Here is a 23,679-nt window from a genome sequence, read left to right as displayed (position 1 = left end):
TTTCGGGAAGACCATGCGGCCGGTGATTTCGCGTCGGGTTTGCCCCGGAAAGCTTTGTTTTCCGGGGCAAACCCGATGCGTAACACGGGGTGCAGGGGGGTTACCCCCCTGCCGGGGGTGCGGGGGCGGCGCCCCCGCCTCCCGAAAATATCTGCCGTGTCTTGGTCAGCCGAAGCGCCTCGGGAGGCGTGTCGGGACAGACGGCGCGAATGAGCTTTACGGGGCTGATATATTTCTCCCGCCATGAGAACACAAGGCGCAGGGCATCCGGGTCCAGGGGTTCGAGGTGTTCGAAAAGGGGCCGGATGTCCTCACTTTTGACGCCTTTTTTTGTCTCGCGCAGATAGGGAAAATGGGGCGCGGCGGCGAAGGCGGCGAAGGCGGCGAGGGTTTCGGCGGCCAGGGCCGGGCTGTCCGGGGCGTGAACACGCAGGGTGAATTCCTCGGCCACGGGTTGGGTCACCTTGCGCCCCATGCCCAATTCCTCGACGTGGGACAGGACGAGCCCTTCGGGCAGGGCCGGGGCCAGGAGCCGGGCGAAGGCCTCGGGGGAAAGGGGACGCCGCAGATAGACGGCGAACCATTCGGCCTGGCTTTCCACCCCAACGGGCAACGCCCAGCCGAAGGACAGAAGCGGCATGGGGTGGAAGCCGCTGGAAAACGTGGGACTGACCCCGGCCCGGCGCAGGGAGCGTTCGAAGACGCTTTGCAGTTCGAGTTGGCTCAGATAGGCGGCGGGTCCGAGTTTGGCGTACCAGACCCGGTAGTGGGCGGCCTTGAGCATCAGGTCTTCGGGGACGACGTCGGGGGCGGCCGTCTCTGCCGGGAGTTCCGGGCGGCTGCGGTTGAGCCGGGGCCGGATGTCCAAATGGGCCTGGGAGGGAAGCCCGCAGCGGCGGCCGTCGAAGGAGCACAGGCCGCAGCCGGAGCAGTCGCCGAAGCGGCAGTCCGGGGTCAGCGCGCCGTCCCGGGCCCGACGGCGTTCCAGTTTGAGGTAGGCCGTGGACACCCCGGTTTTCAGGTGGTCCCAGGGCAGGGGCGAATCCGGGTCGCGGGCGGCCAGGTAGGCGTCGGGATCAATGCCGCAGGCGGCGAAGGTCTCGTCCCACAGGGCGGGATCGAAATGGTCCAGCCAGTCGCAAAAAAGCGCCCCGGCCCGGTAGGCGTGCAGCACGGCCCCGGACAGCGCCCGGTCGCCGCGCGAAAAGACGCCTTCCAGGCGGCTCATGGACGGTTCATGCCAGCGCATGACCAGTTTTTTGTTGGTGGAAAACAGGTCGCGCAAAAAGGCGATCTTTTGGGTGGTGTCCTCCTTCGAGTCCTGGCGTTCCCATTGAAACGGGGTGTGGGGCTTGGGTACGAAGGGGGACACGGCGGCCGTGACCTGGAGGCGTTTGACGCCGCGCGGGGCCAGGGCCAGCACCCGCTGGCACAGTTCGAAGATGCCCTGGACATCGGCCCGAGTCTCGGTGGGAAGCCCGATCATGAAATAGAGTTTGACCTGCTGCCAGCCCTTGGCGAACAGCCGACCGGCATGGGAGAGGATGTCCTCCTCGGAGATGCCTTTATTGATCACGTCGCGCAGGCGCTGGGTGGCGGCCTCGGGGGCCAGGGTCGCTCCCGTGCGGCGGATGCGGGCCATGATCTCGAGCATGGGGTCGCTTAAGGTTCCGGCCCGAAGCGACGGCAGGGAGATGGACACCTGCTCCCGGCGGCATTTGTGCGCAGACTGGGAAAAAAGGCTCTCCAGGGCCGAGAAGTCCCCGGTGGACAGGGACAAAAAGGACAGTTCCTCGAAGCCGGTGCAGCGCAGGCCCTCGTCCACCAGGGAGGAGATGGTGTCCAGGCTGCGCTCGCGCACGGGGCGGTAGACCATGCCCGCATGACAGAAACGGCAGCCCCGGGTGCAGCCCCGGGCGATCTCCACGGCCAGCCGGTCATGCACGGCCTGGCCGAAGGACACGGGCCGCCGGGTGGGAAAGACCGCCGCATCGAGATCGGGCGCCAGAACCTTTTCCACCTGCTCGTAGCCGGGAACCAGGGGCCGCACGCCGCCGCCCGGCGCGGCCTCGAAAAAAGACGGCACATAGATGCCCGGCAGCCGCGACAGGGCGCGTAAAAGCGTGGCCCGGTCCTCGCCCCTGGCCCGGGAATCGCGCACGGCCTCAAGCAGGGCGGGCAAAATCTCCTCGCCGTCGCCAAGCACGGCGATGTCGATGAAGGGAGTCAGGGGTTCGGGATTGAAGGCGCAGCCGCCGCCAGCGGCCACCAGGGGCATGGAGGCGTCGCGCTCGGAGGAAAAAAGCGGCAGTCCGGCCAGATCGAGCATGTAAAGGACATTGGTGTAGCACAGCTCGTGGGTCAGGTGGAAGGCCACCATGTCGCACCGGGAAAGGGGGGTGTCGGTCTCCAGGGTACACAGAGTCGCGCCCTTGTCGCGAAGGACGGCGGCGGCCTCCTTGGACGGGGCGTAGACCCGTTCGGCGGCCAGGCCGTCGCGGCGGTTGACGGCTTCATACAGGATGGCCTGCCCCAGATAGGACATGCCCACCTCGTAGAGATCGGGGAAGGCCAGGGCCACCCGGGCCACGGCGTCGGGCTTGCGCACCGCGCCCCACTCGCTTCCGGAAAAATGGCTGGGCTTGGGGACCAGGGCCAGGATGTCGCGCATGAAAAATCTCCGGCGCCAAGACGGGCCGCCCGGGAAACAGGGAAGGACCGCCGCAGGGTAAGCGCCCATGCGGCGGCCGGATGCAGTCGAAACCGTGGCGAGAGGTGGAAACAGCCGACGGCGGCCGTTTCGCGCTACTTCGTGATCAGTCCGCCCAGGCCGCCCTTGGCGGGCCCGGCCATGTTCTTGATGGTCCGCAGATCCCCGGCCGTGGACAGGGTGAGGTTGCTGGTGGCTTCCAGATACTTGGTTTTGATCTCTTCGGGGAACTTTTTGTATTCGTACATCACATGTTCCGTGGAAATCTCCCCGCCGACCTCGGTTTCGAAGGGATAGCCGAAGGGCAGAATAAGCATCTGCACGCCCTGCTGGGTGGGCACGGTCTGGAGGATGGCCACATCGGTCAATTTTTTGCCGCTTTCATCCATTTTACCCAGGATGGTTTCACCGTTGACCAGTTTCATCAGCCGGATGTCATAGGCCATGTCAAGCTCCTTTCCGTATGCGCGCGCGCCCAGGCGGCGCGTGTTTTTTTTGGGGATAAGGGAACAGCCGCGCCCCGGGCGTCGGCCGATCATGATCGCCCCGCAGTGCAGGGACGGTTTGAGGTAGTTCCCGAAAAGGGCACTGTCAAGGGCGCACCCTTAAAAAACGGCTCCGCGCCCCCCGACCTATTCCTCGTTGAAGCAGAAGGTGGAATAGCCTTCTTTCCGGCACAGGGCGTCGCGCCTCGCCTCATGCACATCCGTGCGCATCATGTCGGCAACGAGTTCCTCCAGGGTGATGCGCGGCGTCCAGCCCAGCTTCCGCCGGGCCTTGGCCGCATCTCCCAGCAGGCTTTCCACCTCCGTGGGCCGGAAATAGCGCGGATCGACAGCTACAAGGCACTGTCCGGTCTCGGCATGGCATCCCTTCTCCTCGATCCCGCAACCCGTAAAACGCAGGGGGATGCCCACCGCGTGCGCGGCCATCATCACAAAGTCGCGCACGGAATGTTGCATGCCCGTGGCGATGACATAGTCTTCGGGCGTGTCCTGCTGGAGCATGAGCCACTGCATCTCCACGTAGTCCCTGGCATGGCCCCAGTCGCGCCTGGCGTCGAGATTGCCCAGATACAACCGCTCTTGCAGGCCGAGCGATATGCGAGCCAGGGCCCTCGTTATCTTGCGGGTGACGAAGGTCTCGCCGCGCACCGGGGACTCGTGGTTAAAAAGGATGCCGTTGCAGGCGAACATGCCGTAGGCCTCGCGATAGTTCACGGTGATCCAGTAGGCGTAGAGCTTGGCTGCGGCGTAGGGGCTGCGGGGATAAAAAGGGGTGGTCTCGGTCTGGGGGGTTTCAGTGGCCTTCCCGAAGAGTTCCGAGGTGGAGGCCTGGTAGAAGCGGGTCTTTTTTTCCAGCCCCAGGATGCGGATGGCCTCAAGCAGTCGCAATGGGCCGAGGGCGTTGGCGTTGGCCGTGTATTCGGGCGACTCGAAAGACACCTTGACGTGGCTTTGGGCGGCCAGATTGTAGATCTCGTCGGGCTGCACCTGCTGGACGATGCGGATGAGGTTGGTGGCGTCGGTCATATCGCCGTAATGCAGGATCATGCGGCGTCCGGTGTCGTGGGGGTCGCGATAGAGATGGTCGATGCGCTGAGTGTTGAATAAGGATGACCGGCGCTTTATGCCATGCACCAGATAGCCTTTTTCGAGCAGAAACTCGGCCAGGTACGCGCCGTCCTGACCGGTAATGCCGGTAATAAGGGCGACTTTTTGCTGGGCCATGGGTCGGGGACTCCGCAAAAGGGTGTGGATGACGGATGCTGCGGCCAGGATATCCGTTTTGCAGCGTGGGCGTCAATGCGACGGCCGGGAGGGCGCTCCCTCTCCGGCCCGGCGACAGTGGCCGCAGATGCCGTCGATGCGTATTTCCACGCCCGTGACCTCCATGCCCAGGCGTTCCCCGAGTTCGCCCGAGCCGAGCCCGACGGCCGTCTCGGACACGCATTCCATGCGGCCGCACAGGCGGCACCAGACATGGCAATGGAAGGCCGAGTGGTGGGCCGCGCCCAGACAGTAGCGAAAGGCCCGGTCCTCCAGGGCGTGTCGTAAGGCCACCCCCTTCTCCACGAACAGATCGAGCGCCCGGTAAACCGTGACCTTGTTGGCCGGGCGGTTCCGGCGAACAGCCGACACAATCTCCATGGCGCTCACGGCCCGTCCCTCTTCGGCCATGGCCGCCAGGACCGCCAACCGGATGGGAGTGGCCTCGATGCCGACCTCACGCAGGATGTCCCGGAACTTGGCGTCGGACATCATGCCCCTCCCCCGTTTTCCCGGGCCCCGTCACGTCCGCCCCGCCCGGCCCTACCGGAAAGACGTGCCCGGAGAGCGTCGAAAAGGCCCACGGCAAAAAAAGCGGCCACGGCCACGGCGATGATGGAGGCCCCGGAGGTCAGGTCGAAGCGGTAGGCGACCAGAAGTCCCGCCGCGCAAAAGATGATGCTGCACAGGGCGGACAGGCCCATCATGCCCAAAAGCGAGCTCGCACGCCGCTCGGCCAGATACGGCGGGATGGTCAGAAGGGCCATGACCAGGATCAGCCCCACCACCCGGATGAGCATGACCACGGACACGGCGGTCATGGCCAGAAGCAGATAGTGCAGAAAGACCACGGGCGCGCCGCGCACCTCGGAAAACTCGCGGTCGAAGGACATGGCCGCCAGTTCTTTGTAATACAAAAGGGTCAGCCCCAAAATGACCACGTCCATGACGGCCATGCGCCAGATGTCCGCCCCGGGCACGGTCAGGATGGAGCCGAACAAAAAGCTCATGAGATCCGTGTTGTAGCCCGGGGTCAGGTCGATGAGGATGATCCCCAGGGCCATCCCGGCGGCCCACATGACCCCGACCATGGTATCCGCCCGCTCGGCCCGGCGAAGCGTCACCGTGCCCATGGCCAGGGCCGAGACGACTGTGAAGCCGAAGGTCATGGGCAACACCGGAAGCCCCAGGAAAAAGGCCAGCCCCACCCCGCCGTAGGCCGCATGGGCCACGCCTCCGGCCAGAAACACCAGCCGGTTGACCACCACCAGGGCGCCGATGACGCCGCAGGCCACCGAGGCCAGAAGCCCGGCCAAAAGGGCGTTTTGCATGAACTCGAAGGACAGGGCGTCAAGCATGGGGGGTCTCGAGGGATGCGCGACGCAGGTCGAGCATGGAGGGAATGCCCCGGATAAACGCGTCCATGGGGCAGCGATGGCTGTGGACCCCGTAGATCAGCGCGATCATCTCCTGGGTCAGTTCCGGGGCCGGGTTATAGGCCAGGGCGCCGTTGACGCAGGCCACGGCCGTGACCCCGGCGGTGAGCAAGCTCAGGTCGTGGCTGACGGCGATGGTGGTCACGTCCCGGGTGAGCCGGGAGAGCACCTCGTGGAAGCAGAACTTGCCCTGGGGATCGATGTTGGCCGTGGGTTCGTCCAGGATCAGAAGCTCCGGATCGGCCACCAGGGCCCGGGCGATGAGCACCCGTTTTTGCTGCCCGCCGGACAGGGCCGGGAAGCGGCGTGCGGCGTAGCGGTCCATCTCCACCCGGGCCAGGGCCGTCTCGGCCAGCCGTTTGTCCGCCGCGCTCCACCAGAAGCCGCGCCGCCCGCCCATGCGCCCGGGGCCCAGAAGCCCCATGAGCACCACCTCGCGCACGGTGACCGGAAAGTCCCGCCGCAGCATGCCCCCGGCCACCTGCTGGGGCACATATCCGATTCGGCCCCGGGCCCGGGCCGGGTCGTGGCCGAAAACGCGCACCTGCCCTTTCCCGGGCTGCAAAAGGCCCATGATCAGGCGCAAAAGCGTGGTCTTGCCGCCGCCGTTGGGGCCGAGCACGGCCAGAAAATCCCCCCGGGCCACGGTCAGATCCACGCCCGAAAGAACTTCCTGGCCGTCATAGGCGAACGATACCCCGGCAACGGACACAACGGGTTCGGGCATTCTGATTCCTTGTTTCTGCGTCGTTGCGGGAAGCCTCCGGCGGCCAAAGGGCTTCGCCCTTTGGAATCCCATATCAAGAGCCCCCCCGGATTTTCGATGCGCCGGGTTTATTTCATGGCCGCCTGGAAGGCCGCCGCCACCTTCTCCATGTTGGCCAGCCAGTCCTCGGCCAGGGGATCAACGCCAACCACCGAACCGCCGATGGCCTTCGCCACCACCTCGGCGTTGCGGTCGGAAAACTGGGGTTGGACGAAAACGACCCGGACCCCATCCTTTTTGGCTTCGTCGATGAGGGCCGCAAGCTGGGCCGGGCCGGGCTCCTTGCCCTCGCTCTCCACTGGAACCTGGGTCAGACCGTACTGTTTGGCGAAATACCCCCAAGCCGGGTGAAAGACCATGAATTTCCGCTGCCCCTCCGGGACGGCGGCGAAGGCGGCCCGCAGTTTCTTGTCCAGGGCGCTTATGTCGGCGGAAAGGGACTCGTATCCGGCCCGGTAGGCGTCGGCCCCGGCCGGGTCGGCCGCGATAAGGGCGTCGCGCATGGCCGTGGCCTGGATCTTGACCTGGGACGGCCCCAGCCAGACATGCGGGTCCAGGCCTTCATGATGGTGTCCGTGGTCCTCGTGGCCGTGCTCATGACCGGCCGGGGCGGCGGCCGCAGCCTCGGACTTGGCGGCGTCGTGCCCGTGACCGGCCTGAGGCTTGTCCGCGTCGTGGTCATGATCATGACCAGCCTCGGCGGCGTCGTGGTCATGGTCGTGGGAGTGGGGCGTCATGGCGATTTTGACGATATCCTTGTCCGTCTCGACGATGGTCATGGCCTTGTTGACGTCGGCGAACCGGGGCAGCCAGGCCCTTTCGAAGTCGATGCCCACGGCGAAATAAAGCCTGGCCTTCTGCAAGGCGGCCATCTGGCTGGGCTTGGGCTCGAAGGTGTGGGCGTCGGCCCCGGCCGGAACCATGACCGTGACGGCGATCCTGTCGCCTCCGATGCGCTTGGCGAAGTAGGCCTGGGGGGCGATGCTGACGGTGACGGGCAGGGGGGCGGCCAGGGCCGGAAGGCTGCCAAGGGCCAGGACGGCAATGGACGCGATCACGCAAAAAAGTCGTTTCATGAAGATTCCTCCGGGTTGTCGGACTCGTGTCATGCAACTCAGTTGCATTCAGGGAGTGCTAGCCAAATCGACCCGGAAGATCAAGGCCGGACCCTGGACGCCCAAGAAAAAAACAGGGCCGGGAAAAACCCGGCCCACAAAGAAAGACGCAGGGTCGAATGATCAATACAGCATCCGGGTGAGTATCCAGCCGCGCACGTGGGTATCGACCACGGCCACCTCGGCATAGCCGTCCCGGTAGCCCAGCACCCGAACCTGCCAGCCGCGATAGACCGTCATGCGCACGTCGCAATACATGCTCGGGCAGGTGCGCACCTCGGCCGTGCCGCGCACCGTGCGGACCTCCTCGACAACCACCACCTCGGATCGGGGCGGACCCTCGACGCGCACCTGACACCCTGCGGCGAACACCGCCGCCAGGACAAGGCAGAACCAGATCATCGCGTTACGCAGAACCATAGCGGCATCTCCTTGGATCGAGCGGCGCGCGGGGCGCCTGGTCATTACCAGAACAGGTAGTTGGACGACATCCAGCCCTCGGTTTCGGGACCGATGACCACCACGTTGACCCAGCTGCCGTCGCGGCCGATCACCCGCACGTTGTCCCCCTTGCGCAGGGTCATGATCACGCCGCACGAGGTGGAGGGGCATGTCCGCAGATTGACGCTGGCGCTCACCGTGCGCACCGGGGCGTAGGGGTCGCGCACCACCACCACCGAACGCGGCGGCGGATCGACTGCGACCACGCATCCGGCCAACCCCGCGCTCAACGCCAGTGCGACAAGCAATATCTTGACGGTTTTCATCTCCAGACCTCCTTGGATACTCGCCATCAGGAGCGGCCGCCATGCGCGACACAGGCAGGCCGCCCGACATATTCCAGTGTGTTACAGGTTAAGCGCAATCATATCTTTTGTCCATAAAAAATGAGGAATTGCCGAATGTCGGGATTGACTGTCCCCCTGACCGGACCTAACTGACCAGTTGAAACTTTTTTCCTGGAGAGCGATATGGAACATGCACAATGCCTCATCATCGGAGCGGGTCCGGCCGGACTGTCGGCCGCCATCTATACGGCCCGGGCCGGTGTGGGCACCCTGGTCCTCGGATGCGACCCCAAGGTTGCGGGCGACTACGACATCGACAACTATTTCGGGTTTCCCGAGACCATCACCGGCAAGGAACTGATCGAACGCGGCGCGGCTCAGGCCCGGCGCTTCGGGGCCAGCCTGCGCTGCGAGCGCGTGCTTGGGGCCCACTACGGGGACGCTGGCGGTTTTACGGTGAAAACCGACAAGAACGAATACGCGGCCGACAGCATCGTCATCGCCGCAGGCGTGGCCCGGGTCCGCCCGGGCATCACCAACATCGCGGACTACGAGGGCAAGGGGGTGTCCTACTGCGTCAGTTGCGACGGGTTTTTCTACCGTGGAAAGACCGTGGCCGTACTCGGCGAGGGCGACTACGCCGCCAACCAGGCCCTGGAACTGACCACCTTCACCCAAAAGGTCACCATCTACACCCAGGGCAAGGCCCCCAGCATGAGCGGGGAATTCGCCGAACGCCTGGCCCAGGCGGGCATTGCGGTGCGCCAGGAGACGCTGAAAACCCTGTCCGGCGAACCGGCCCTGACCACGGCGCACACCAACGACGGCCAGGACGTGCCCTTGGACGGCATCTTTGTGGCCATGGGCCAGGCCTCGGCCCTGGACTTCGCCAAGACCCTGGGACTGCCGCTGCGCGGGGCCTTCATCGACGCGGACCATGACCAGAAAACCGGGGTTCCCGGGATATTCGCCGCGGGCGACTGCGTGGGCAGGTTCTTGCAAATCAGCGTGGCCGTGGGCGAGGGGGCCAAGGCCGGAAAGTCGGCCATCTCCTATCTCAAAGAGACGGGCAAGGTCGGCAAGGCGGAAAAATCTTGACGACGTAGCATACCGGTGCTAAAAAACCAAGTTCCCACAAGACATTTTCATCGGGCCTATAGCTCAGTTGGCAGAGCCACCGGCTCATAACCGGCAGGTCCCAGGTTCGAATCCTGGTGGGCCCACCAGAAAGGGAAACCATTGCGCATCGTTTCTCCCAGACCCGAATCGAAAAAAGGCCGGATGCGGCCTTACGGAGTGAAAAGGCGCTTTCTTGAGGTGTGTCCACAGGAAAGCGCCTTTTGTTTTCGCGCATGCAGATAGCCGAAATCATCCGCCGCATCGAACGCGCCGCCGATCCGCGCCACGCCGCCGCCTGGGACAAATGCGGCATCCAGATCGCCGGATCGGCCGATGCCTGTGACAAGCTGGCCGTGGGCCTCGACCCCACACCGGCCACGGTCAGGGCTGCCCTGGACTGGGGCGCCCGTTTCATCCTGACCCACCATCCCCTTTTGCTTGCCCCCCGTCTTCCCGACCGCCGGGACGCCTACCACGAGGTGTTGCGCCTGACGCTTTCCAGCGGGGCCTGGCTGTACGCGGCCCACACCTCGCTGGACGTGCGTCCGGACGGCCCCGCCGGATGGCCGATGCGGGATTTCGGCCTGAAAAACGTCTGCGTCCTCGAACCGACCGGCCCCTTGCCCGGGCACGCCGACCCGGCCCGCCTGCCGGACGGCCTGAGGGAGATGGGATTCGGCTTGGCCGGAGATCTGCCCGCCCCCCTGCCCTACGGGGAATTTTTAGACACCCTGGCCGGGCTGACGGGACGGACGTTTTTCACCCTGGCCGGACGTCCCCCGGAAAACGTCGTCCGGGTGGCCTTCTGCCCCGGTTCCGGGTCGGATCTGGCCCAGGCGGCCGCAAAGGCCCGGGCGGACATCCTGGTCACGGGGGATCTCAAATATCACCAGGCCCTGGAGGCCCCCATCCCGGTGCTGGACGTGGGGCACTTTTGCCTGGAAGAACGGATGATGCGGCTTCTGGCCGACACTTTTGCGGAAGAACTCGGCCCCTTGGGGGTCGAGGTGCGACATTTTCCCGGACGCGACCCCCTGGCCCCCTGTCTTGTGGGCGGACAGACGTGGCGCAAGCCGGAATAACCGTTTGGAGCGTGCCATGTACATGAAACAAATCGAACAACTGGTGGTTTTGCAAAAGGTCGACGACGAAATCGTCCTGCTTGAAGAAGAACTCACCACGGCCCCCAAGGAGGTCTCCACTCTGGAGGCCAAATTGCAGGTTCTCGAAGAGGAAGGCAGCGTCCTTGGCGAGAAAATCCAGTTTTTGACCGAACAGCAAAAGCGCCTGGACGGAGAAATCGAGACCGACTCCCTGCGCCTGAAAAAGAGCAAGAACAAGCTCATGATGGTCGGCAACAACAAAGAATACCACGCCATGATGCGGGAGATGGACAATCTGGAAAAACAGAACCGCACCCGCGAGGAAGAAAAGTCCGCCGTCAGCGAGGAGCTTTCGCGCCAGCTCGACGCCCGCCGCGACCTGGACGAGCGCCTGTCCGCGCTTATGGCCGAACTGGATACGGCCAAGGCCGGGCTCGACGCGCGCATGTCCGACGCCAAGGGCCGTCTGGACGAACTGGCCTCCCTGCGCGGCCAGGCCGGAGACGCCGTGCCCCTTCCGGTGCTCAAACGCTATGAATTCATCCGCTCGCGCTTGAAAAACCCGGTCATCGTCCCGGTCACCGCCGGCATCTGCTCCGGCTGCCATATCAGCATTCCGCCCCAGTCGTTTATCGAACTGCAAAAGGGCGTGCAGATTTTAAGCTGCCCCAACTGCCAACGCCTGATCTACTGGAGCAACCATGTGCCCGCCGAGGAACCCGCTGAAACGGCCCCGGCCGAGGCAGCCCAGGAGGCCTAGCCCCGGGCGGCCTTGGCGACCCGCCGCCGGGCTTTTTTGACCGGGCCGGGTTGCGGCATTATGTATACGATTTGGGAGTTGGACAGGCCATCGCCGCGGACGCGTGCGTCCGGGGAGGAAAGTCCGGGCTGCGCAGGGCGGGACGCTGGGTAACGCCCAGAGGGAGCGATCCCTGGAAAGCGCCACAGAAAACAGACCGCCCGCGAGGCTTCGACCTCGCAGGTAAGGGTGAAACGGTGGGGCAAGAGCCCACCAGCGGTCGCGGCGACGCGACCGGCTAGGCAAACCCCGTTCGGAGCAAAACCAAATAGGGGGGCGTTTGAGGCTGGCCCGGCCGATGCCCCCGGGTAGGTTGCTTGAGGCCGGGAGTAATTCCGGTCCTAGAGGAATGATGGCCGCCCCGGGTCTCCCGGGGAACAAAACCCGGCTTATCGTCCGACTCCCTTCTTTTTTTCCGCAGGACGCGCCCGCCGTCCTGCGGCGCATCCAGTCCCACACGGCCCCATGGGCCCCACGGCAGGCAACGCCCGAAAGGAACCCGAGCATGTCCAATACGCCCCAACCGAATGTCTGGGCCGTGATCGTGGCCGCCGGGAACGGCTCCCGGCTGGCTGCGGCCGGGGCCAGCGCCCCCAAGCAGTTTCTGACCTTCGCCGGTCGTCCCCTGTTCTGGCATGCCGCCCAGGCCCTGGCCGCCTGTCCGGCCCTGGCCGGGCTGGTGCTGGTCTTTCCCGCTGACCGTCTGGACGAGGCCACGGCCCTGGCCCGGCAATGCGCCGCAGACGACGGCCTGCGACTGCCGCTGGTCGCCGTGGCCGGCGGGGCGCGCCGCCAGGACTCGGTCCTGGCCGGGCTGTCCGCCCTGCCCCCCGATTGCCGCCACGTCCTGGTCCATGACGCGGCCCGGCCCTTCGCCGACCCGGCCCTGGTCGGCCGGGTGGTCCAGGCCCTTATGTCCGGCCACGCGGCGGTCGTCCCCGGGGTGGCCGTCACCGACACCATCACCCGGGTGTCCCCGGACGGCATGGCCCTGGAGACCCTGCCCCGGGAGGAGCTTGTGGCCGTGCAGACCCCCCAGGGCTTTGCCCTGGCCTCCCTTCTGGCCGCCCACGAGGCCGCCCGGGCCGATGGATTCACGGCCACGGACGACGCCTCCATGACCTCGCGCATCGGCATTGCCGTGCATGTGGTGGAAGGCTCGCCGGACAACGCCAAGGTCACCCATCCCGCCGATCTGGCCCTGCTCTCCCGGCGCACGCCCCCTGCCGCGCCGCGCATTCCCGTGGTGGGCCACGGCTACGACGTGCATCGCTACGCCGGGCCAAACGAGACCACGGCGGCCAACGCCCGGCCCATGAAGCTCGGCGGCGTCCCCATCGCTGGCGGCCCCATGGTCCTGGCCCACTCCGACGGCGACGTGCTCCTGCACGCCATAACCGACGCCCTGCTGGGCTGCCTGGCCTTGGGAGACATCGGGACGCTTTTCCCGGACACGGACCCGGCCCTCTCCGGCCTGGAATCGGGCATATTTTTAAGCGAAGTGCTGATGAAACTGGCCCGGGCGGACATGGCCCTGGTCCATGTGGACGCCACCATCATCGCCCAGATCCCCAAGATCGCCCCCCACCGGGAGCACATCCGGCGCAACCTGGCCTCGCTTTTGGGGCTTGACCCGTCCCGGGTGGGGCTTAAGGCCACCACCGAGGAAGGACTGGGGTTTACCGGGGAAAAACGCGGCATCAAAGCCGTGGCCCTGGCCACGGTCCTGCGCCCGGCCTGATCTTCCCTGCTGCCCCGGGTTTTTCACCGCTTCCGGAAAAGAAATATCCTGTCGACTACCCTGACCGGCGAATGCGTGGTACGTTTCGGCCAAAGGACAACCTTTTTTCCAGGAGGTGTTCATGTCCAGGCAACATTCCTTCACCCGCATCGAAAACGATCTGCTCCCCGCCTTTCGACTCAAGCTCGGCCTGGCCGAATCCACCGAGGACGTGCGCAAATTTTTCGGCTACGCCATGGCCGACCTGCTCTCCAAGGTGTTCGAGGGACGGTTCCCGGCCGCCTACGAGGACTTGACCCTGGCCCCGGTGGACGACAAGGGCTTTGCCGCCAGCACCCGTTTGCAGGAATTTCCGGAATTTGAGGCCATGTGGACCGCCTCGGACCTGTCGGCCATCATCGGCCGGTTCGCCGGGGTGGCCGTGAACCGTTACCGGCATCTGGAAAAAAATCCGGACAAGACCGAGTCCAAGATGTACCCCACCCCGGATCGGGTCGGCCAGGGCAGACAGCCGTAAGGCCCGGGCCGCGCCGGACGCGGGCGGATCAGGACTGGCCCAGGGTCAGGCTTAAGCCCTTGTGGTCCGCCGTGGCCTGGAACACCCGCGAAAGCGCCGGGCGATAGGGACTTGTCGCGGCGGGTCGGCCGTTTATGCGAACCACGGCCACCCGCCGGACGGGTTTTTCACGCCGGGTCAGCAGATGCGCCAGGGGCGCGAAAAGCTCCGGCGTGGCGGGATCGTCCGGCCCCGGGCCGATGAAGAGATCCTTGCCCCGGCCCTCGGAGACAAGCGCCAGCTCCCCGCCGCAAAAGGCCAGATGCGTCCCCTCGGCCCGGCGCGGCGGCCTTCGGGGCGCGCCCTCCCCGGGCAGGACGAGTCCGGCCAGGACGGGCGCGGCCGGGTCCAGGGCGCACAGCCAAAACACATCCCGGCCCGGGGCGGCACTGCCGCGGCCATCCGCATCCGCGCCGAACAGCCGCCTGAAAACCGCCAGCCCCCGGTGGGAGAGGAACTGCAACCCGGCCGGGCCGTCGAAAAACCGTCCGGACACGGCCTCCCCCGACAGTTCCAGAAGCCGCAGGGCCCGAAACGCCGCCCCCCACTGAAACGGCCCCGACTCCCGGACCAGCATGTCCCGAAAAACCACACCGTAGCGGTCCAAAAGCAGCCGGGCCCGCTCCCGGGCCTGTTCCTCGGCCTCCAGCCGGTCCTGTGCGGCCGGGGACGGGGCCACGCGCCGCCACATCCCCGTTTGCGGCATGGCTGCACGCCAGCAGGCCTGCCGTCCCCGGCTGACCCGCTCCCGGCCAGCCCGGGGAAGCGCCGTGCGCCCCGGCGGCAGTCCCGCCAGCGGCCGACCGGACCCGCCGCCGGACCCACCGCCAGCCCCCCCGACGGACAGTTCCGGTAGCCGAAAATCGTGATGCAGGCCGTGGCGCAGGGCCTCAAAGGCAGAGTTTTCCACCTCCCCGCGCCACACCGCCGCCCACAGCCTGGCGGCCAACTCCCCCGGACGCAGCCCCGAGCGGCGCAGCAGCGCGGAAAAATCATAGGCGGCCAGGGGATCGGGGAAAAGCGCGTCCAGCCCGTCAGACATATCTCCGGACAGAACCCCGGGCAGAACTCCGGGTAAATCTCCAGGCGTATCCCCGGGCATATCCCCGGACGCTTCCACGGGCGTAACCGGGGGCCTGTCCCGGCCGTCGTCCGCCACAAGCAGATCGAGATCGCCGGGAAAGGCAAAGCTCACGCGCTCCGGGCCGCTTCCCCGCCACGACAGGCCCCCGTGCCGCAACACCTCGTCCAGGATCTCCGGTGCATATCCGGCCATCCGGGCGGGCAGCACCTCGGCCTCCCACAGGCTGGCGGGCAGGGACAGGCAGGTCAGCCGCCGCAGCCGCTCGAAAAGGGCCTCGGCGGACTCGCCTCTGGGGGCAACCCCCTGGATGGCGGCCAGAAAAGGCGTCAACCGGGACAGGGGCACGGCCCGCACCCGGGGGCGGCCAGGGAGCGGCCAAGGCGCAGCAGGCGTTCGAAATTGGCCGTGTCGCACACGTCCCCGCTGCCGCCGCCGGAAACCAGCCGCCCGACCACCAGCGAACCATCCCGTACCAGGGCGGAAAGCATCGCCTGGCCGCGTCCGGGAGCAAGCCCCAGGGTCCGGGAGGCAAAATCCGGGTCCACGGGACCGTAAAAACGCAGCCACTCGGCCAGCACCTCTATGGCCGTATCCTCCGCATTCGGCGCGTCATCAAGCTCGGACAGCTCTGGCAAATCAGCCAGATCGGGCGTTTCGTCAGCATCCGGCGCAGATGGCAAAACCGGGGCAGCGGGCGGCCCGTCCAAAATCCGCGCTGCGCGTAGCCGGGGCAGATTCTCCACGGCCACAACCAGCATCCCGGCCCGGGGTTCGCCCCCGGACAGGGGGATGCGCACCAGCCTGTCCGAAAGCTGGCGCTCCAGATCTCCCGGGGAAAGCCCGTGATCCCGGGACATGGCCTGCAATAGCGCCTGCCATTCGCCCAGGGGGATGGCCAGCCGCTCCACGGCATGCTGCAAAAGCTCCTCGCCGCTCCCCGGGGAATGCCCCGGGGCCGTGCGCCGCACAAGCTCCCCCAGCCGCGCGACCGCCTCGGCCGTGGCCTGGGGCCGTAGCGCGGCATCGACCGCCGCCTCGGCCACCAGATCCGGGGAGACGCCCGTGGCCGCCGGAGAGCCGGACTGATCCCCGGCGTACATGAACCCGGCCACCACCCGCCAAACCATGTCCCGGGCCAGGGGGCTTTGCAGCACGGTGCGGGTTTCGGTCCAGGCGACCCCGCCGCTTTGCAGACCCGCCAGCACCCGCACCAGCCCGGGCACGTCGAAACGCTCGGTCAGGCAGGTCCGCCAGGCCTCGATGACCAGGGGGAAATCCGCAAGATCCCTGACCGCTGCAAAAAGCTTCTGGGACGCAAGGCGGGTGATCCAAAGCGGCATACGCCTGCCGATCTTCGACCGGCCAAGCACCAGGGAACGCCAGGCCGCCTCGCGAAAGGCCGCGCCGAACTCCTGGGAGCCCTCCAGCCTGCGCCGCAAAAGCCCTTCCACGTCGGCCGGGGACACCAGGGAAAAAAGCCGTTGCGCATCCATGTCGCCGGATGCGTCGGGACAGACCAGGGCCACGCCCTCGTTGGCGGCGTGGCTGCGCACCTCCTGCCCCAGCCTGTCGGCATAGGCCGCCTCCAGGACCAGGGCCATGGTCCGGTTGACGCGAAGCCCAAGCGGCATGTGCAGGATGGTCTGCCGCCCGGGCACGCCGCCCGGGCCCGTGGCCGTATGCTCCACCACGATGTGGGCCGGATGCGGCAGGGGGGCCCGGGTCGCCTTCCGCTGGGCCGCCAGGGCCCCGGCCAGCACCCGGGCGGCATGGGGCTCCAGGTGATAGTCCCGGGCCAGATCGGCCAGAAAGTCCGGATCGTCCGCACCGGCCCCACGCCCCAGGCGCTCTTCGGCCCACTGGAAGAACTCCCCCACCCGGGACGCAAAATGGGCGTCCCAGCCCCGCTGATCGCCGTGCCAGAACGGCGGGGCCGCAGACGCGGCCGGGGCCGGGGACACGAGCACCTCGGCCGGGGTGATGCGCTCGATGCGCCAGCCCTGGCCGCCTGCGGCAAAGGCCTGCCCCAGCCTGGCCTCGAACACGAATTCCTCGTCCAGTTCGGCCACCACCCCCCGGGACGGGCCCTCCCCGGCCACCCGGGCAGTAAATGTGCCCCGATCCGGAATCACCCCGCCCGAGGCGTAAATGGCCAGCGCCGCCCCGGGCCGGGCGCGCACCGTGCCCGCCACCCGGTCGTGGAACACCCTGGCCGCCAGCTCCCGGGGCCGGGACTCGCCGTAGCGCCCGGCCAGCATGGAAAGCACCAGGTCGAACTGGCGGCGCGGCAGATCGTGATAGGGGGCGGCGCAGCGTACCTGCTCGAATAACCGGTCCACGGACACGGCCTCGTGCGCGGTCATGGACAGGATCACCTGAGCCAGGACGTCGAGCGGCCGCATGACCACGGAGATGTCCTCAATGTCGCCTGCGGCCACGGCCCGGGCCATGACCCCGGCCAGGGCGGTCTCCAGGTCGGACAGCGGAAAAAAAACGCCCTGGCGCGTCGCGCCCACCCGGTGCCCCGAGCGGCCCACGCGCTGCACGGCGGCGGAAATGCACGGCGGGGTCTGGATCAGGGCCACCGCGTCCAGATCGCCCACATCAATGCCCAGTTCCAGCGACCCCGTGGCCACCACGCCGCGCAGCGTCCCGGCCTTGAGGCGCTTTTCCACGGCCCGGCGCACCTCCCGGGACAGGGAGCCGTGGTGGGGATAGACCAGGGGCGGATCGGCCTCGGCATTGATCAGCCTGGCCACCTTCTCGCACAACCGGCGGCTGTCGATGAAATAGGCCGTGGTCCGGTTGGCGAAAAGCATCTCCCGCCAGGCAGCGGCATAGGGCTCGTAAAAATCCCCCGGGGTGCGCTCGCCTGTGCGCTCGGGAACCCGCACCGTCACCGTCAGCGGCTTGACCGGGGTTCCCCGGACCACGGACACGGGACGCGGCGTATGCGCAAGATGCCCCGCATCGCCCGTGAGCCGGTAGCCGCCCACGAACCGGGCCAGAACCTCCTCGGGCCTGGCCGTGGCCGACAGGGCCACCCGCTGGAACTCCCCGCACAGGAAGGCCAGCCGCTCCACGCCAAGGCTCACAAGCGTCCCCCGCCGGTTTCCGGCCACGGCGTGGATCTCGTCGAGAATCACCAGCCGCACCCCGCCAAGCATGGCCCGGCCGCCAAGGGAGGTGAGCAGAAGATGCAGGCTTTCCGGGGTGGTGACCAGGATCTCGGGGGGACGGCGGGCCATGGTGCGCCGCTGGGACTGGGGGGTGTCGCCGCTGCGGGTCATGACCCGCACCTCGGGGACAGCCCGTCCGGCGGCCTGGAACCGACGGCGCAGTTCCGCCAGGGGCCCGGCCAGGTTCTCGCGCACGTCCGCGCCAAGGGCCTTAAGCGGCGAGACATACAACGCCCGCAGCCCGCCCGTGGGCATCCCGCCGGTCAACAGGGAGTTTATGACATGCAGGAAGGCGGCCAGGGTCTTGCCGCTGCCGGTCTCGGCCGCCACCAGCACATGCTCGCCCCGGGCCACCCGCTCCCAGGCCTCGGCCTGCACGGCCGTGGGCGTCCCCAGCCGCTCCCGGAACCAGGCCGCGACCAGGGGGTCGAAGAGGTCGAGGGATGACATGGCGACGGCGGATTACCCGGCGGCCAGAAGGGTCCGGGCCAACTCCACCGCCGCCCGGAAGCTGCCCAGGTCGGCCTTGCCCGTGCCCACGAGCCCAAACCCCGTGCCATGCCCCACGGAGGTCCGGATGAAGGGAAGCCCCAGCGTCACGTTGACGCATTCGTGGAAGTGCAGAAGCTTCAGCGGCCCAAGACCCTGATCGTGGTACATGGCCAGGACGGCGGAGAATTCGCCCGCGGCGGCCCGGAAAAAAACCGTGTCCGCCGGAAGCGGCCCCACGGCGTCGATGCCCTCGCCCCGGGCCTCGGCCATGGCCGGTTCCACCACCTCGATCTCCTCCCGGCCAAGCAGCCCGCCCTCCCCGGCATGGGGATTGACCCCGCACACCGCGATGGGGGTTTTCAGGCCCAGGGCGGTGACGAAGCCGTGGGTCAGGCGCAGGCAGGTCAGGATACGCTCACGGGTGATGAGGTCCGGAACCTGCCGCAGGGGCGGATGTGTGGTGGCCAGGCTGACCCGCAGGCGCGGCCCGCACAGGTGCATGCACACCCCTTCGGGGCCGACTCCGGCCCGCTCGGCCAGAAACTCGGTATGTCCCGGGAAGGCGAACCCGGCCCGGTTGAGCGCCAGCTTGCTCAAGGGGCCGGTCACGATGGCCCCGGCCAGACGCCCCATGAGCAAGTCGCAGGCGACGTCCAGGGAAAGTCCGGCGGCCAGTCCGCCGCTGACGTTCTCCACCCCCGGCAAAACGGCCATGCCCTCCAGCCGCTCGGGCACGTACAGGTACACCCCGGCGTCCCGGGAGGCTGCCTGTTGCGGGGCGGCCAGGCGCTCCCAGAACCGTCCCCCGCCCAGGCGGGCCACATGCCAGGTAAGGGCCGTTTCCGGCCCGATAAGCAGATAGCGGCCGTCCACGGGACTGGCGCCTTCCAAAAAATGGCGGCACACCAGTTCCGGACCCAGGCCGTTGGAATCGCCCAGGGTGATGAGCACGGTCTTCATGCGGGCTCGCTCCATGGCAACATGCTCCTTTGCCCACACAAGCGGGATGCCTCAGGGAAAAAGGGTCTAGGACGCCGGGCCCGGGGCCTGCGCCGGGCCGGATTCCGGGGTCAGGGCCAGGGCGGCCAGGGGCGGCAGGGTCAACTCCAGATAATGGGGCCAGCCGCCAAGGGCCGAAGGCCGGGCCTGCACGCCTCCGGCATTGCCGACGTTTGAGCCGCCGAAACAGGCGGCGTCGGTATTGAAAAGCTCCCGCCAATATCCCGGCGCGCGGCAGCCCACGCAGTACTTTTCTCGGACCACGGGGGTGAAGTTGAACACCCACAGGATCTGGGCGCCGTCCGGGGCCTTGCGCAGAAAGGAGATGACCGAAGAGGCGTAGTCCGTCAAATCCACCCACTCAAAGCCCGTCCAATCGTTGTCCCGGACATGCATGGCCGGGGTGCGGCGATAGAAGGCGTTGAGGTCGCGCACCAGGGCCATGATCCCCTGGTGGGTGGGGAAATCCAGAAGCGCCCAATCCAGGGGCTCCCGGGAGCTCCACTCCCGCCACTGCCCGAACTCGCCGCCCATAAACAAGAGCTTCTTACCGGGATGGGCCCACATGTAGGCGTAGAAAAGCCGCAGATTGGCGAACATCCGCCACATGTCCCCGGGCATCTTGGACAAAAGCGCCCCTTTGCCGTGGGTGACCTCGTCGTGGGACAGGGGCAGAATGAAATTCTCGTGGAAGGCGTAGAGCATGGAGAAGGTGAGGTTGTTCTGATGGTGGGAGCGGTGGATGGGCTCCTTGGCGAAATAGGACAGGGTGTCGTTCATCCAGCCCATGTTCCACTTGAAAGTGAACCCCAGTCCTCCGGCGTAGACCGGCCGCGACACCCCGGGCCAGGAGGTGGATTCCTCGGCGATGACCGCCGCGCCGGGAAAATGCTCATGCACCACGGTATTGAGGTCGCGCAGAAACTCGATGGCCGGGATGTTCTCCTTGCCCCCGAATTCGTTGGGCACCCACTCCCCGTCCTGCCGGGAATAGTCCAGGTAGAGCATGGAGGCCACGGCGTCGATGCGCAGGCCGTCGATGTGGAATTCCTTGAGCCAGTAGAGGGCGTTGGCCAAAAGGAAATTCCTTGCCTCGTGCCGGGCGAAGTTGAAGACGTAGGTGCCCCAGTCCGGGTGCTCTCCCTGGCGTGGGTCTTCGTGTTCATAGAGCCCGGTGCCGTCGAAGCGGCCAAGTCCCCAGGCGTCCTTGGGGAAATGCCCGGGCACCCAGTCGAGGATGACGCCCACGCCCCGGTTGTGGCAGGCGTCGATGAAGAATTTGAGATCCTCGGGCTGGCCGAACCGGGAGGTGGGGGCGAAATAGTGGCCGGTCTGGTAACCCCAGGACTCGTCCAGGGGGTGCTCGGCCAGGGGCATGAACTCGATGTGGGTGAACCCCAGGTCGGCCACATAGGGCAGAAGGGTCTCGGCCAGTTCCCGATAGGAATAAAACGAGCCGTACTGGTCGGTCTTGAAACGCCAGGAACCGGCATGGACCTCGTAGATGGACACGGCCTCGTCGATGGGCAGGCCCCGCTCCCGGCGGGCCTGCATCCAGGCCACGTCGTTCCAGGAATAATTGTCCAGATCCCAGGCCAGGCAGGCCGTCTCGGGCCGGTACTGGGCGAAAAAGGCGTAGGGGTCGGCCTTGAGCGCCATGTCCCCGCCGTGCTGGCGCACGGCGAACTTGTACAGCGCCCCGCGCGGCACGCCGGGAACAAATCCGGCCCACACCCCCGAGGCGGCCACGGGATAGAGCTTGTGGAGGCCCGGGGACCATTGGTTGAAATCCCCGACCACGCTCACGGCCCGGGCATGGGGGGCCCAGACGGCGAAACGATAGCCTGCATGGCCGTCGCGGACATCGGGATGCGCCCCAAGCACGCGGTAGAGATCGAAGTGACGGCCTTTGCCGAACAGATACAGGTCGAATTCAGCGATGTTAACCGGACTCGACGCCACAGGAGTAAGATCGACTGTCATGGCCGGTCCTCATAGGTCCGCCCCCAGTTCCCGATAGACCTGGATGTAGGCCTTGGCCGCCTTCTCCCAGGAGAAGTCGGCGCGCATGGCCCGCACGACCATCTCCCGCCACTCGTCCGGGCGGGAATAGACGTCGATGGCGTTTTGGATGGCCGCAAAAAACAGGTCCGGGTCGGCGGCGGCAAAGGTGAAGCCCGTGGCGGCCGGATCGGGCCAGGGGACGATGGTGTCCCGAAGCCCGCCAACGGCCGTGGCCACAGGCGGAGTGCCGAATCGAAGGGCGTAGATCTGGGTCAGGCCGCAGGGTTCGTAGCGCGAGGGCATGAGAAAGATGTCCGACGCGGCCTGGATGCGGTGGGCCAGATCCTCGGTGTAGCCGATGCGCACCCCGAGGCGTCCGGGATAGCGCTCCACCATGTCCAGGAGCTTGGCCTCGAATTCGAGATTGCCCTCGCCAAGGACCACCACGCCGATGTCCTGCTCCATGAGCCTGGGCAGGATGTCGAGCAAGAGATCAATGCCCTTTTGGCGGCGCAACCGGCCGATGAATCCGAGCACCGGCCGCTTGGCCAGCTTCTTTTTCATGCCCAGTTCAGCCAGGAGGTTGCGCTTGCACAACTCCTTGCCCGCCAGCTCATCCGGGTTGTAGGTGCAGGGCAGATACTTGTCGCCCGAGGGATCCCACACGGTGTAGTCCGCGCCGTTTAGGATGCCGCGCAGATTAAAGACCCGCTTGGTGAGGATGCCCTCCAGGCCGCAACCGCACTGCCGGAAAAGGATCTCCAGGGCATAGGAGGGGCTGACGGTGGTCACCAGATCGCTGTAGGCGATGCCAGCCTTGAGCAGGTTGAAGTCGCCCCAGTATTCCGCGCCGTCCATGGTCCAGGCCTCGGGCGGCAGGCCCGACCCGAAAAAGAGCCGGGAGGCGAAGCGACCCTGGAAGGCCAGGTTGTGGATGGTCAGGATGGTCTTGGTGTTGCGCCAAAACGGGGCCTCGGGTCGCAAAAAATGCAGATAGGCCGGAACCAGGGCGGCCTGCCAGTCGTGGGCGTGGACGATGGCCGGGGCCCCGTCCAGGCGGCTGGCCCAGGCCAGGGTGGCCCGGCAGAAAAAAATGAAGCGTTCGCAGTTGTCGAAATAGTCGCCGTCGTGGGTGTTGTAGTAGTAGCGCCGGTCGAAATATTCCCCGCGTTGCACGAAATAGACCGGGACGTCCTCGTGCGTGGCGGTATAGATGTCGGCGGTGACGGGCGCCCAGGGGTAGCCCACGCGGCATTTGGAGTAGACCAGCCGCAGTTGGTGGTCGCCGGTGTTCAGGCGGCCGTAATAGGGAGAGATCAGCGCCACGTCCACGCCCTGGCGCTTGAGTTCCACGGGCAGGGAGCCCATGACGTCGCCTAGACCGCCGGTCTTGGAGAACGGATACATCTCCGAGGCGACAAACAACACCTTGTGGTTAAACTTCATCACATTCCCCGAAATGGCCTGCGACCATGCGTCCTCATCCCTTTTATCCTTCGCATCATGCCGGTCCCGTGACAAGGCCGAAAATCATCTGGGACGCGGATTGTGTTTTCGATACAACCGGGCGTAATCTTCAAGGATGCGGCCGTGGTCGAAGGCCAGGGGCTCGGGCAGCCCGGAGAGGGGGAAGACCTCCGCGTCCCCGGCGTCGTCCCCGGCGGCCAGCTCGTCTGGGTCCAGGCATTGGGCGGTGAAGACCACGCTTATGGTGTGTTGCCGCGCGTCGCGCCGGGGGTCGGAGTAGACCCCGAGAAGCCCGGTCAGTTCCACGGTCAGCCCGGTTTCTTCCTTGGCCTCGCGGATGGCGGCGGCCTCCACGGTCTCGCCGTAGTCCACGAAGCCTCCGGGCAGCGCCCAGCCGGGCGGATCGTTTTTCCGCTTGACGAGCACCACCCCGCGCCCGGGAATATGGATCAGGGCGTCCACGGTGGGCACAGGATTTGCGTAATGCACCACGGGCTGGCCGCAGTGGGGGCAAGGCTTGGTCGAGGGCATGCCGCCTCCCTGGCCGACACC

20 protein-coding genes, 1 tRNA gene and 1 other RNA gene are annotated in these 23,679 nt (G+C 66.6%); 7 read left to right on the top strand and 15 right to left on the bottom strand.

Annotation, left to right across the window (positions count from 1 at the left end; genetic code table 11):
- Positions 1-100: 100 nt before the first annotated feature.
- The 9 genes from GD606_RS01775 to GD606_RS01735 form a co-directional block, all read right to left on the bottom strand.
- The gene (locus GD606_RS01775) at positions 101-2,671 is read right to left on the bottom strand and encodes a TIGR03960 family B12-binding radical SAM protein (protein ID WP_176629181.1); all 2,571 of its coding nucleotides are present in this window, start codon (positions 2,669-2,671) and stop codon (positions 101-103) included.
- A 134-nt stretch (positions 2,672-2,805) separates the two neighbouring features.
- Positions 2,806-3,156, bottom strand: a complete 351-nt coding sequence (locus tag GD606_RS01770) for a hypothetical protein (protein WP_163302205.1) — start codon at positions 3,154-3,156, stop codon at positions 2,806-2,808.
- Between the two features lie 186 nt (positions 3,157-3,342).
- Positions 3,343-4,440, bottom strand: a complete 1,098-nt coding sequence (gene gmd / locus GD606_RS01765) for a GDP-mannose 4,6-dehydratase (protein ID WP_163302204.1) — start codon at positions 4,438-4,440, stop codon at positions 3,343-3,345.
- A gap of 72 nt (positions 4,441-4,512) precedes the next feature.
- Positions 4,513-4,974, bottom strand: a complete 462-nt coding sequence (locus GD606_RS01760) for a Fur family transcriptional regulator (RefSeq protein WP_163302203.1) — start codon at positions 4,972-4,974, stop codon at positions 4,513-4,515.
- The gene (locus tag GD606_RS01755) at positions 4,971-5,837 is read right to left on the bottom strand and encodes a metal ABC transporter permease (RefSeq protein WP_163302202.1); all 867 of its coding nucleotides are present in this window, start codon (positions 5,835-5,837) and stop codon (positions 4,971-4,973) included. The genes GD606_RS01760 and GD606_RS01755 overlap by 4 nt, the downstream gene beginning before the upstream one ends.
- Entirely contained in the window at positions 5,830-6,642 is an 813-nt protein-coding gene (locus GD606_RS01750; protein ID WP_163302201.1) for a metal ABC transporter ATP-binding protein, read from the bottom strand. The genes GD606_RS01755 and GD606_RS01750 overlap by 8 nt, the downstream gene beginning before the upstream one ends.
- Before the next feature lie 107 nt (positions 6,643-6,749).
- Positions 6,750-7,757 (bottom strand): metal ABC transporter solute-binding protein, Zn/Mn family, encoded by a 1,008-nt coding sequence (locus GD606_RS01745; RefSeq protein WP_163302200.1) that lies wholly within the window; start codon positions 7,755-7,757, stop codon positions 6,750-6,752.
- A 162-nt stretch (positions 7,758-7,919) separates the two neighbouring features.
- Positions 7,920-8,216: an SH3 domain-containing protein gene (locus GD606_RS01740; RefSeq protein ID WP_163302199.1), complete on the bottom strand. Its 297-nt coding sequence runs from the start codon at positions 8,214-8,216 to the stop codon at positions 7,920-7,922.
- Positions 8,217-8,260: 44 nt separating this feature from the next.
- A complete protein-coding gene (locus GD606_RS01735) occupies positions 8,261-8,563 on the bottom strand; it encodes an SH3 domain-containing protein (protein ID WP_163302198.1) in 303 nt (100 codons plus the stop codon).
- A gap of 204 nt (positions 8,564-8,767) precedes the next feature.
- Between GD606_RS01735 and GD606_RS01730 the strand changes: the two genes are divergently transcribed.
- The 7 genes from GD606_RS01730 (at position 8,768) to GD606_RS01700 (ending at position 13,863) form a co-directional block, all read left to right on the top strand.
- Positions 8,768-9,682 carry an NAD(P)/FAD-dependent oxidoreductase gene (locus GD606_RS01730; RefSeq protein ID WP_163302197.1) on the top strand — a complete coding sequence of 305 codons (915 nt, stop codon included), beginning with the start codon at positions 8,768-8,770 and terminating at the stop codon, positions 9,680-9,682.
- A 52-nt stretch (positions 9,683-9,734) separates the two neighbouring features.
- Positions 9,735-9,810 (top strand) — tRNA-Ile (locus GD606_RS01725).
- Between the two features lie 93 nt (positions 9,811-9,903).
- A complete protein-coding gene (locus GD606_RS01720) occupies positions 9,904-10,785 on the top strand; it encodes a Nif3-like dinuclear metal center hexameric protein (RefSeq protein ID WP_309550376.1) in 882 nt (293 codons plus the stop codon).
- 16 nt (positions 10,786-10,801) lie between these two features.
- Positions 10,802-11,566 carry a zinc ribbon domain-containing protein gene (locus tag GD606_RS01715; protein WP_163302196.1) on the top strand — a complete coding sequence of 255 codons (765 nt, stop codon included), beginning with the start codon at positions 10,802-10,804 and terminating at the stop codon, positions 11,564-11,566.
- A gap of 74 nt (positions 11,567-11,640) precedes the next feature.
- An RNA gene (gene rnpB / locus GD606_RS01710) (RNase P RNA component class A) lies at positions 11,641-12,013 on the top strand.
- 97 nt (positions 12,014-12,110) lie between these two features.
- The gene (gene ispD, locus GD606_RS01705) at positions 12,111-13,346 is read left to right on the top strand and encodes a 2-C-methyl-D-erythritol 4-phosphate cytidylyltransferase (protein ID WP_163302195.1); all 1,236 of its coding nucleotides are present in this window, start codon (positions 12,111-12,113) and stop codon (positions 13,344-13,346) included.
- 121 nt (positions 13,347-13,467) lie between these two features.
- Positions 13,468-13,863: a hypothetical protein gene (locus GD606_RS01700; RefSeq protein WP_163302194.1), complete on the top strand. Its 396-nt coding sequence runs from the start codon at positions 13,468-13,470 to the stop codon at positions 13,861-13,863.
- A 28-nt stretch (positions 13,864-13,891) separates the two neighbouring features.
- Here the strand turns inward: GD606_RS01700 and GD606_RS20365 are convergent, their stop codons facing one another.
- The 6 genes from GD606_RS20365 to GD606_RS01675 all read right to left on the bottom strand — a co-directional run bounded on the left by GD606_RS20365 (position 13,892) and on the right by GD606_RS01675 (position 23,658).
- Positions 13,892-15,331 (bottom strand): Lhr family helicase, encoded by a 1,440-nt coding sequence (locus tag GD606_RS20365; protein WP_246298925.1) that lies wholly within the window; start codon positions 15,329-15,331, stop codon positions 13,892-13,894.
- A complete protein-coding gene (locus tag GD606_RS01695) occupies positions 15,313-18,615 on the bottom strand; it encodes a DEAD/DEAH box helicase (RefSeq protein ID WP_246298924.1) in 3,303 nt (1,100 codons plus the stop codon). Before GD606_RS01695 ends, GD606_RS20365 begins: the two co-directional genes overlap by 19 nt.
- A 12-nt stretch (positions 18,616-18,627) precedes the next feature.
- A complete protein-coding gene (pdxA, locus tag GD606_RS01690) occupies positions 18,628-19,632 on the bottom strand; it encodes a 4-hydroxythreonine-4-phosphate dehydrogenase PdxA (protein ID WP_246298923.1) in 1,005 nt (334 codons plus the stop codon).
- A 51-nt stretch (positions 19,633-19,683) separates the two neighbouring features.
- Positions 19,684-21,639, bottom strand: a complete 1,956-nt coding sequence (gene glgB, locus GD606_RS01685) for a 1,4-alpha-glucan branching protein GlgB (RefSeq protein WP_163302192.1) — start codon at positions 21,637-21,639, stop codon at positions 19,684-19,686.
- Positions 21,640-21,648: 9 nt separating this feature from the next.
- Positions 21,649-23,106, bottom strand: a complete 1,458-nt coding sequence (gene glgA, locus GD606_RS01680) for a glycogen synthase GlgA (RefSeq protein WP_163302191.1) — start codon at positions 23,104-23,106, stop codon at positions 21,649-21,651.
- Between the two features lie 84 nt (positions 23,107-23,190).
- Complete coding sequence (locus GD606_RS01675; RefSeq protein ID WP_163302190.1) at positions 23,191-23,658, bottom strand: NUDIX domain-containing protein; 468 nt, start codon at positions 23,656-23,658, stop codon at positions 23,191-23,193.
- Positions 23,659-23,679: the final 21 nt, after the last annotated feature.

This window comes from Desulfolutivibrio sulfodismutans DSM 3696 (assembly GCF_013376455.1).
GTDB lineage: Bacteria > Desulfobacterota > Desulfovibrionia > Desulfovibrionales > Desulfovibrionaceae > Desulfolutivibrio > Desulfolutivibrio sulfodismutans.
Note: the sequence above shows the minus strand (reverse complement) of the source record. Positions and strands in the feature narration are given on the sequence as shown.

Bases quoted from the DNA above. Each gene is read 5' to 3' on its own strand.
- GD606_RS01775 (WP_176629181.1), bottom strand. From the start codon at position 2,671: ATGCGCGACATCCTGGCCCTGGTCCCCAAGCCCAGCCATTTTTCCGGA.
- GD606_RS01770 (WP_163302205.1), bottom strand. From the start codon at position 3,156: ATGGCCTATGACATCCGGCTGATGAAACTGGTCAACGGTGAAACCATC.
- gmd (WP_163302204.1), bottom strand. From the start codon at position 4,440: ATGGCCCAGCAAAAAGTCGCCCTTATTACCGGCATTACCGGTCAGGAC.
- GD606_RS01760 (WP_163302203.1), bottom strand. From the start codon at position 4,974: ATGATGTCCGACGCCAAGTTCCGGGACATCCTGCGTGAGGTCGGCATC.
- GD606_RS01755 (WP_163302202.1), bottom strand. From the start codon at position 5,837: ATGCTTGACGCCCTGTCCTTCGAGTTCATGCAAAACGCCCTTTTGGCC.
- GD606_RS01750 (WP_163302201.1), bottom strand. From the start codon at position 6,642: ATGCCCGAACCCGTTGTGTCCGTTGCCGGGGTATCGTTCGCCTATGAC.
- GD606_RS01745 (WP_163302200.1), bottom strand. From the start codon at position 7,757: ATGAAACGACTTTTTTGCGTGATCGCGTCCATTGCCGTCCTGGCCCTT.
- GD606_RS01740 (WP_163302199.1), bottom strand. From the start codon at position 8,216: ATGGTTCTGCGTAACGCGATGATCTGGTTCTGCCTTGTCCTGGCGGCG.
- GD606_RS01735 (WP_163302198.1), bottom strand. From the start codon at position 8,563: ATGAAAACCGTCAAGATATTGCTTGTCGCACTGGCGTTGAGCGCGGGG.
- GD606_RS01730 (WP_163302197.1), top strand. From the start codon at position 8,768: ATGGAACATGCACAATGCCTCATCATCGGAGCGGGTCCGGCCGGACTG.
- GD606_RS01715 (WP_163302196.1), top strand. From the start codon at position 10,802: ATGTACATGAAACAAATCGAACAACTGGTGGTTTTGCAAAAGGTCGAC.
- ispD (WP_163302195.1), top strand. From the start codon at position 12,111: ATGTCCAATACGCCCCAACCGAATGTCTGGGCCGTGATCGTGGCCGCC.
- GD606_RS01700 (WP_163302194.1), top strand. From the start codon at position 13,468: ATGTCCAGGCAACATTCCTTCACCCGCATCGAAAACGATCTGCTCCCC.
- GD606_RS01695 (WP_246298924.1), bottom strand. From the start codon at position 18,615: ATGTCATCCCTCGACCTCTTCGACCCCCTGGTCGCGGCCTGGTTCCGG.
- pdxA (WP_246298923.1), bottom strand. From the start codon at position 19,632: ATGGAGCGAGCCCGCATGAAGACCGTGCTCATCACCCTGGGCGATTCC.
- glgB (WP_163302192.1), bottom strand. From the start codon at position 21,639: ATGACAGTCGATCTTACTCCTGTGGCGTCGAGTCCGGTTAACATCGCT.
- glgA (WP_163302191.1), bottom strand. From the start codon at position 23,106: ATGAAGTTTAACCACAAGGTGTTGTTTGTCGCCTCGGAGATGTATCCG.
- GD606_RS01675 (WP_163302190.1), bottom strand. From the start codon at position 23,658: ATGCCCTCGACCAAGCCTTGCCCCCACTGCGGCCAGCCCGTGGTGCAT.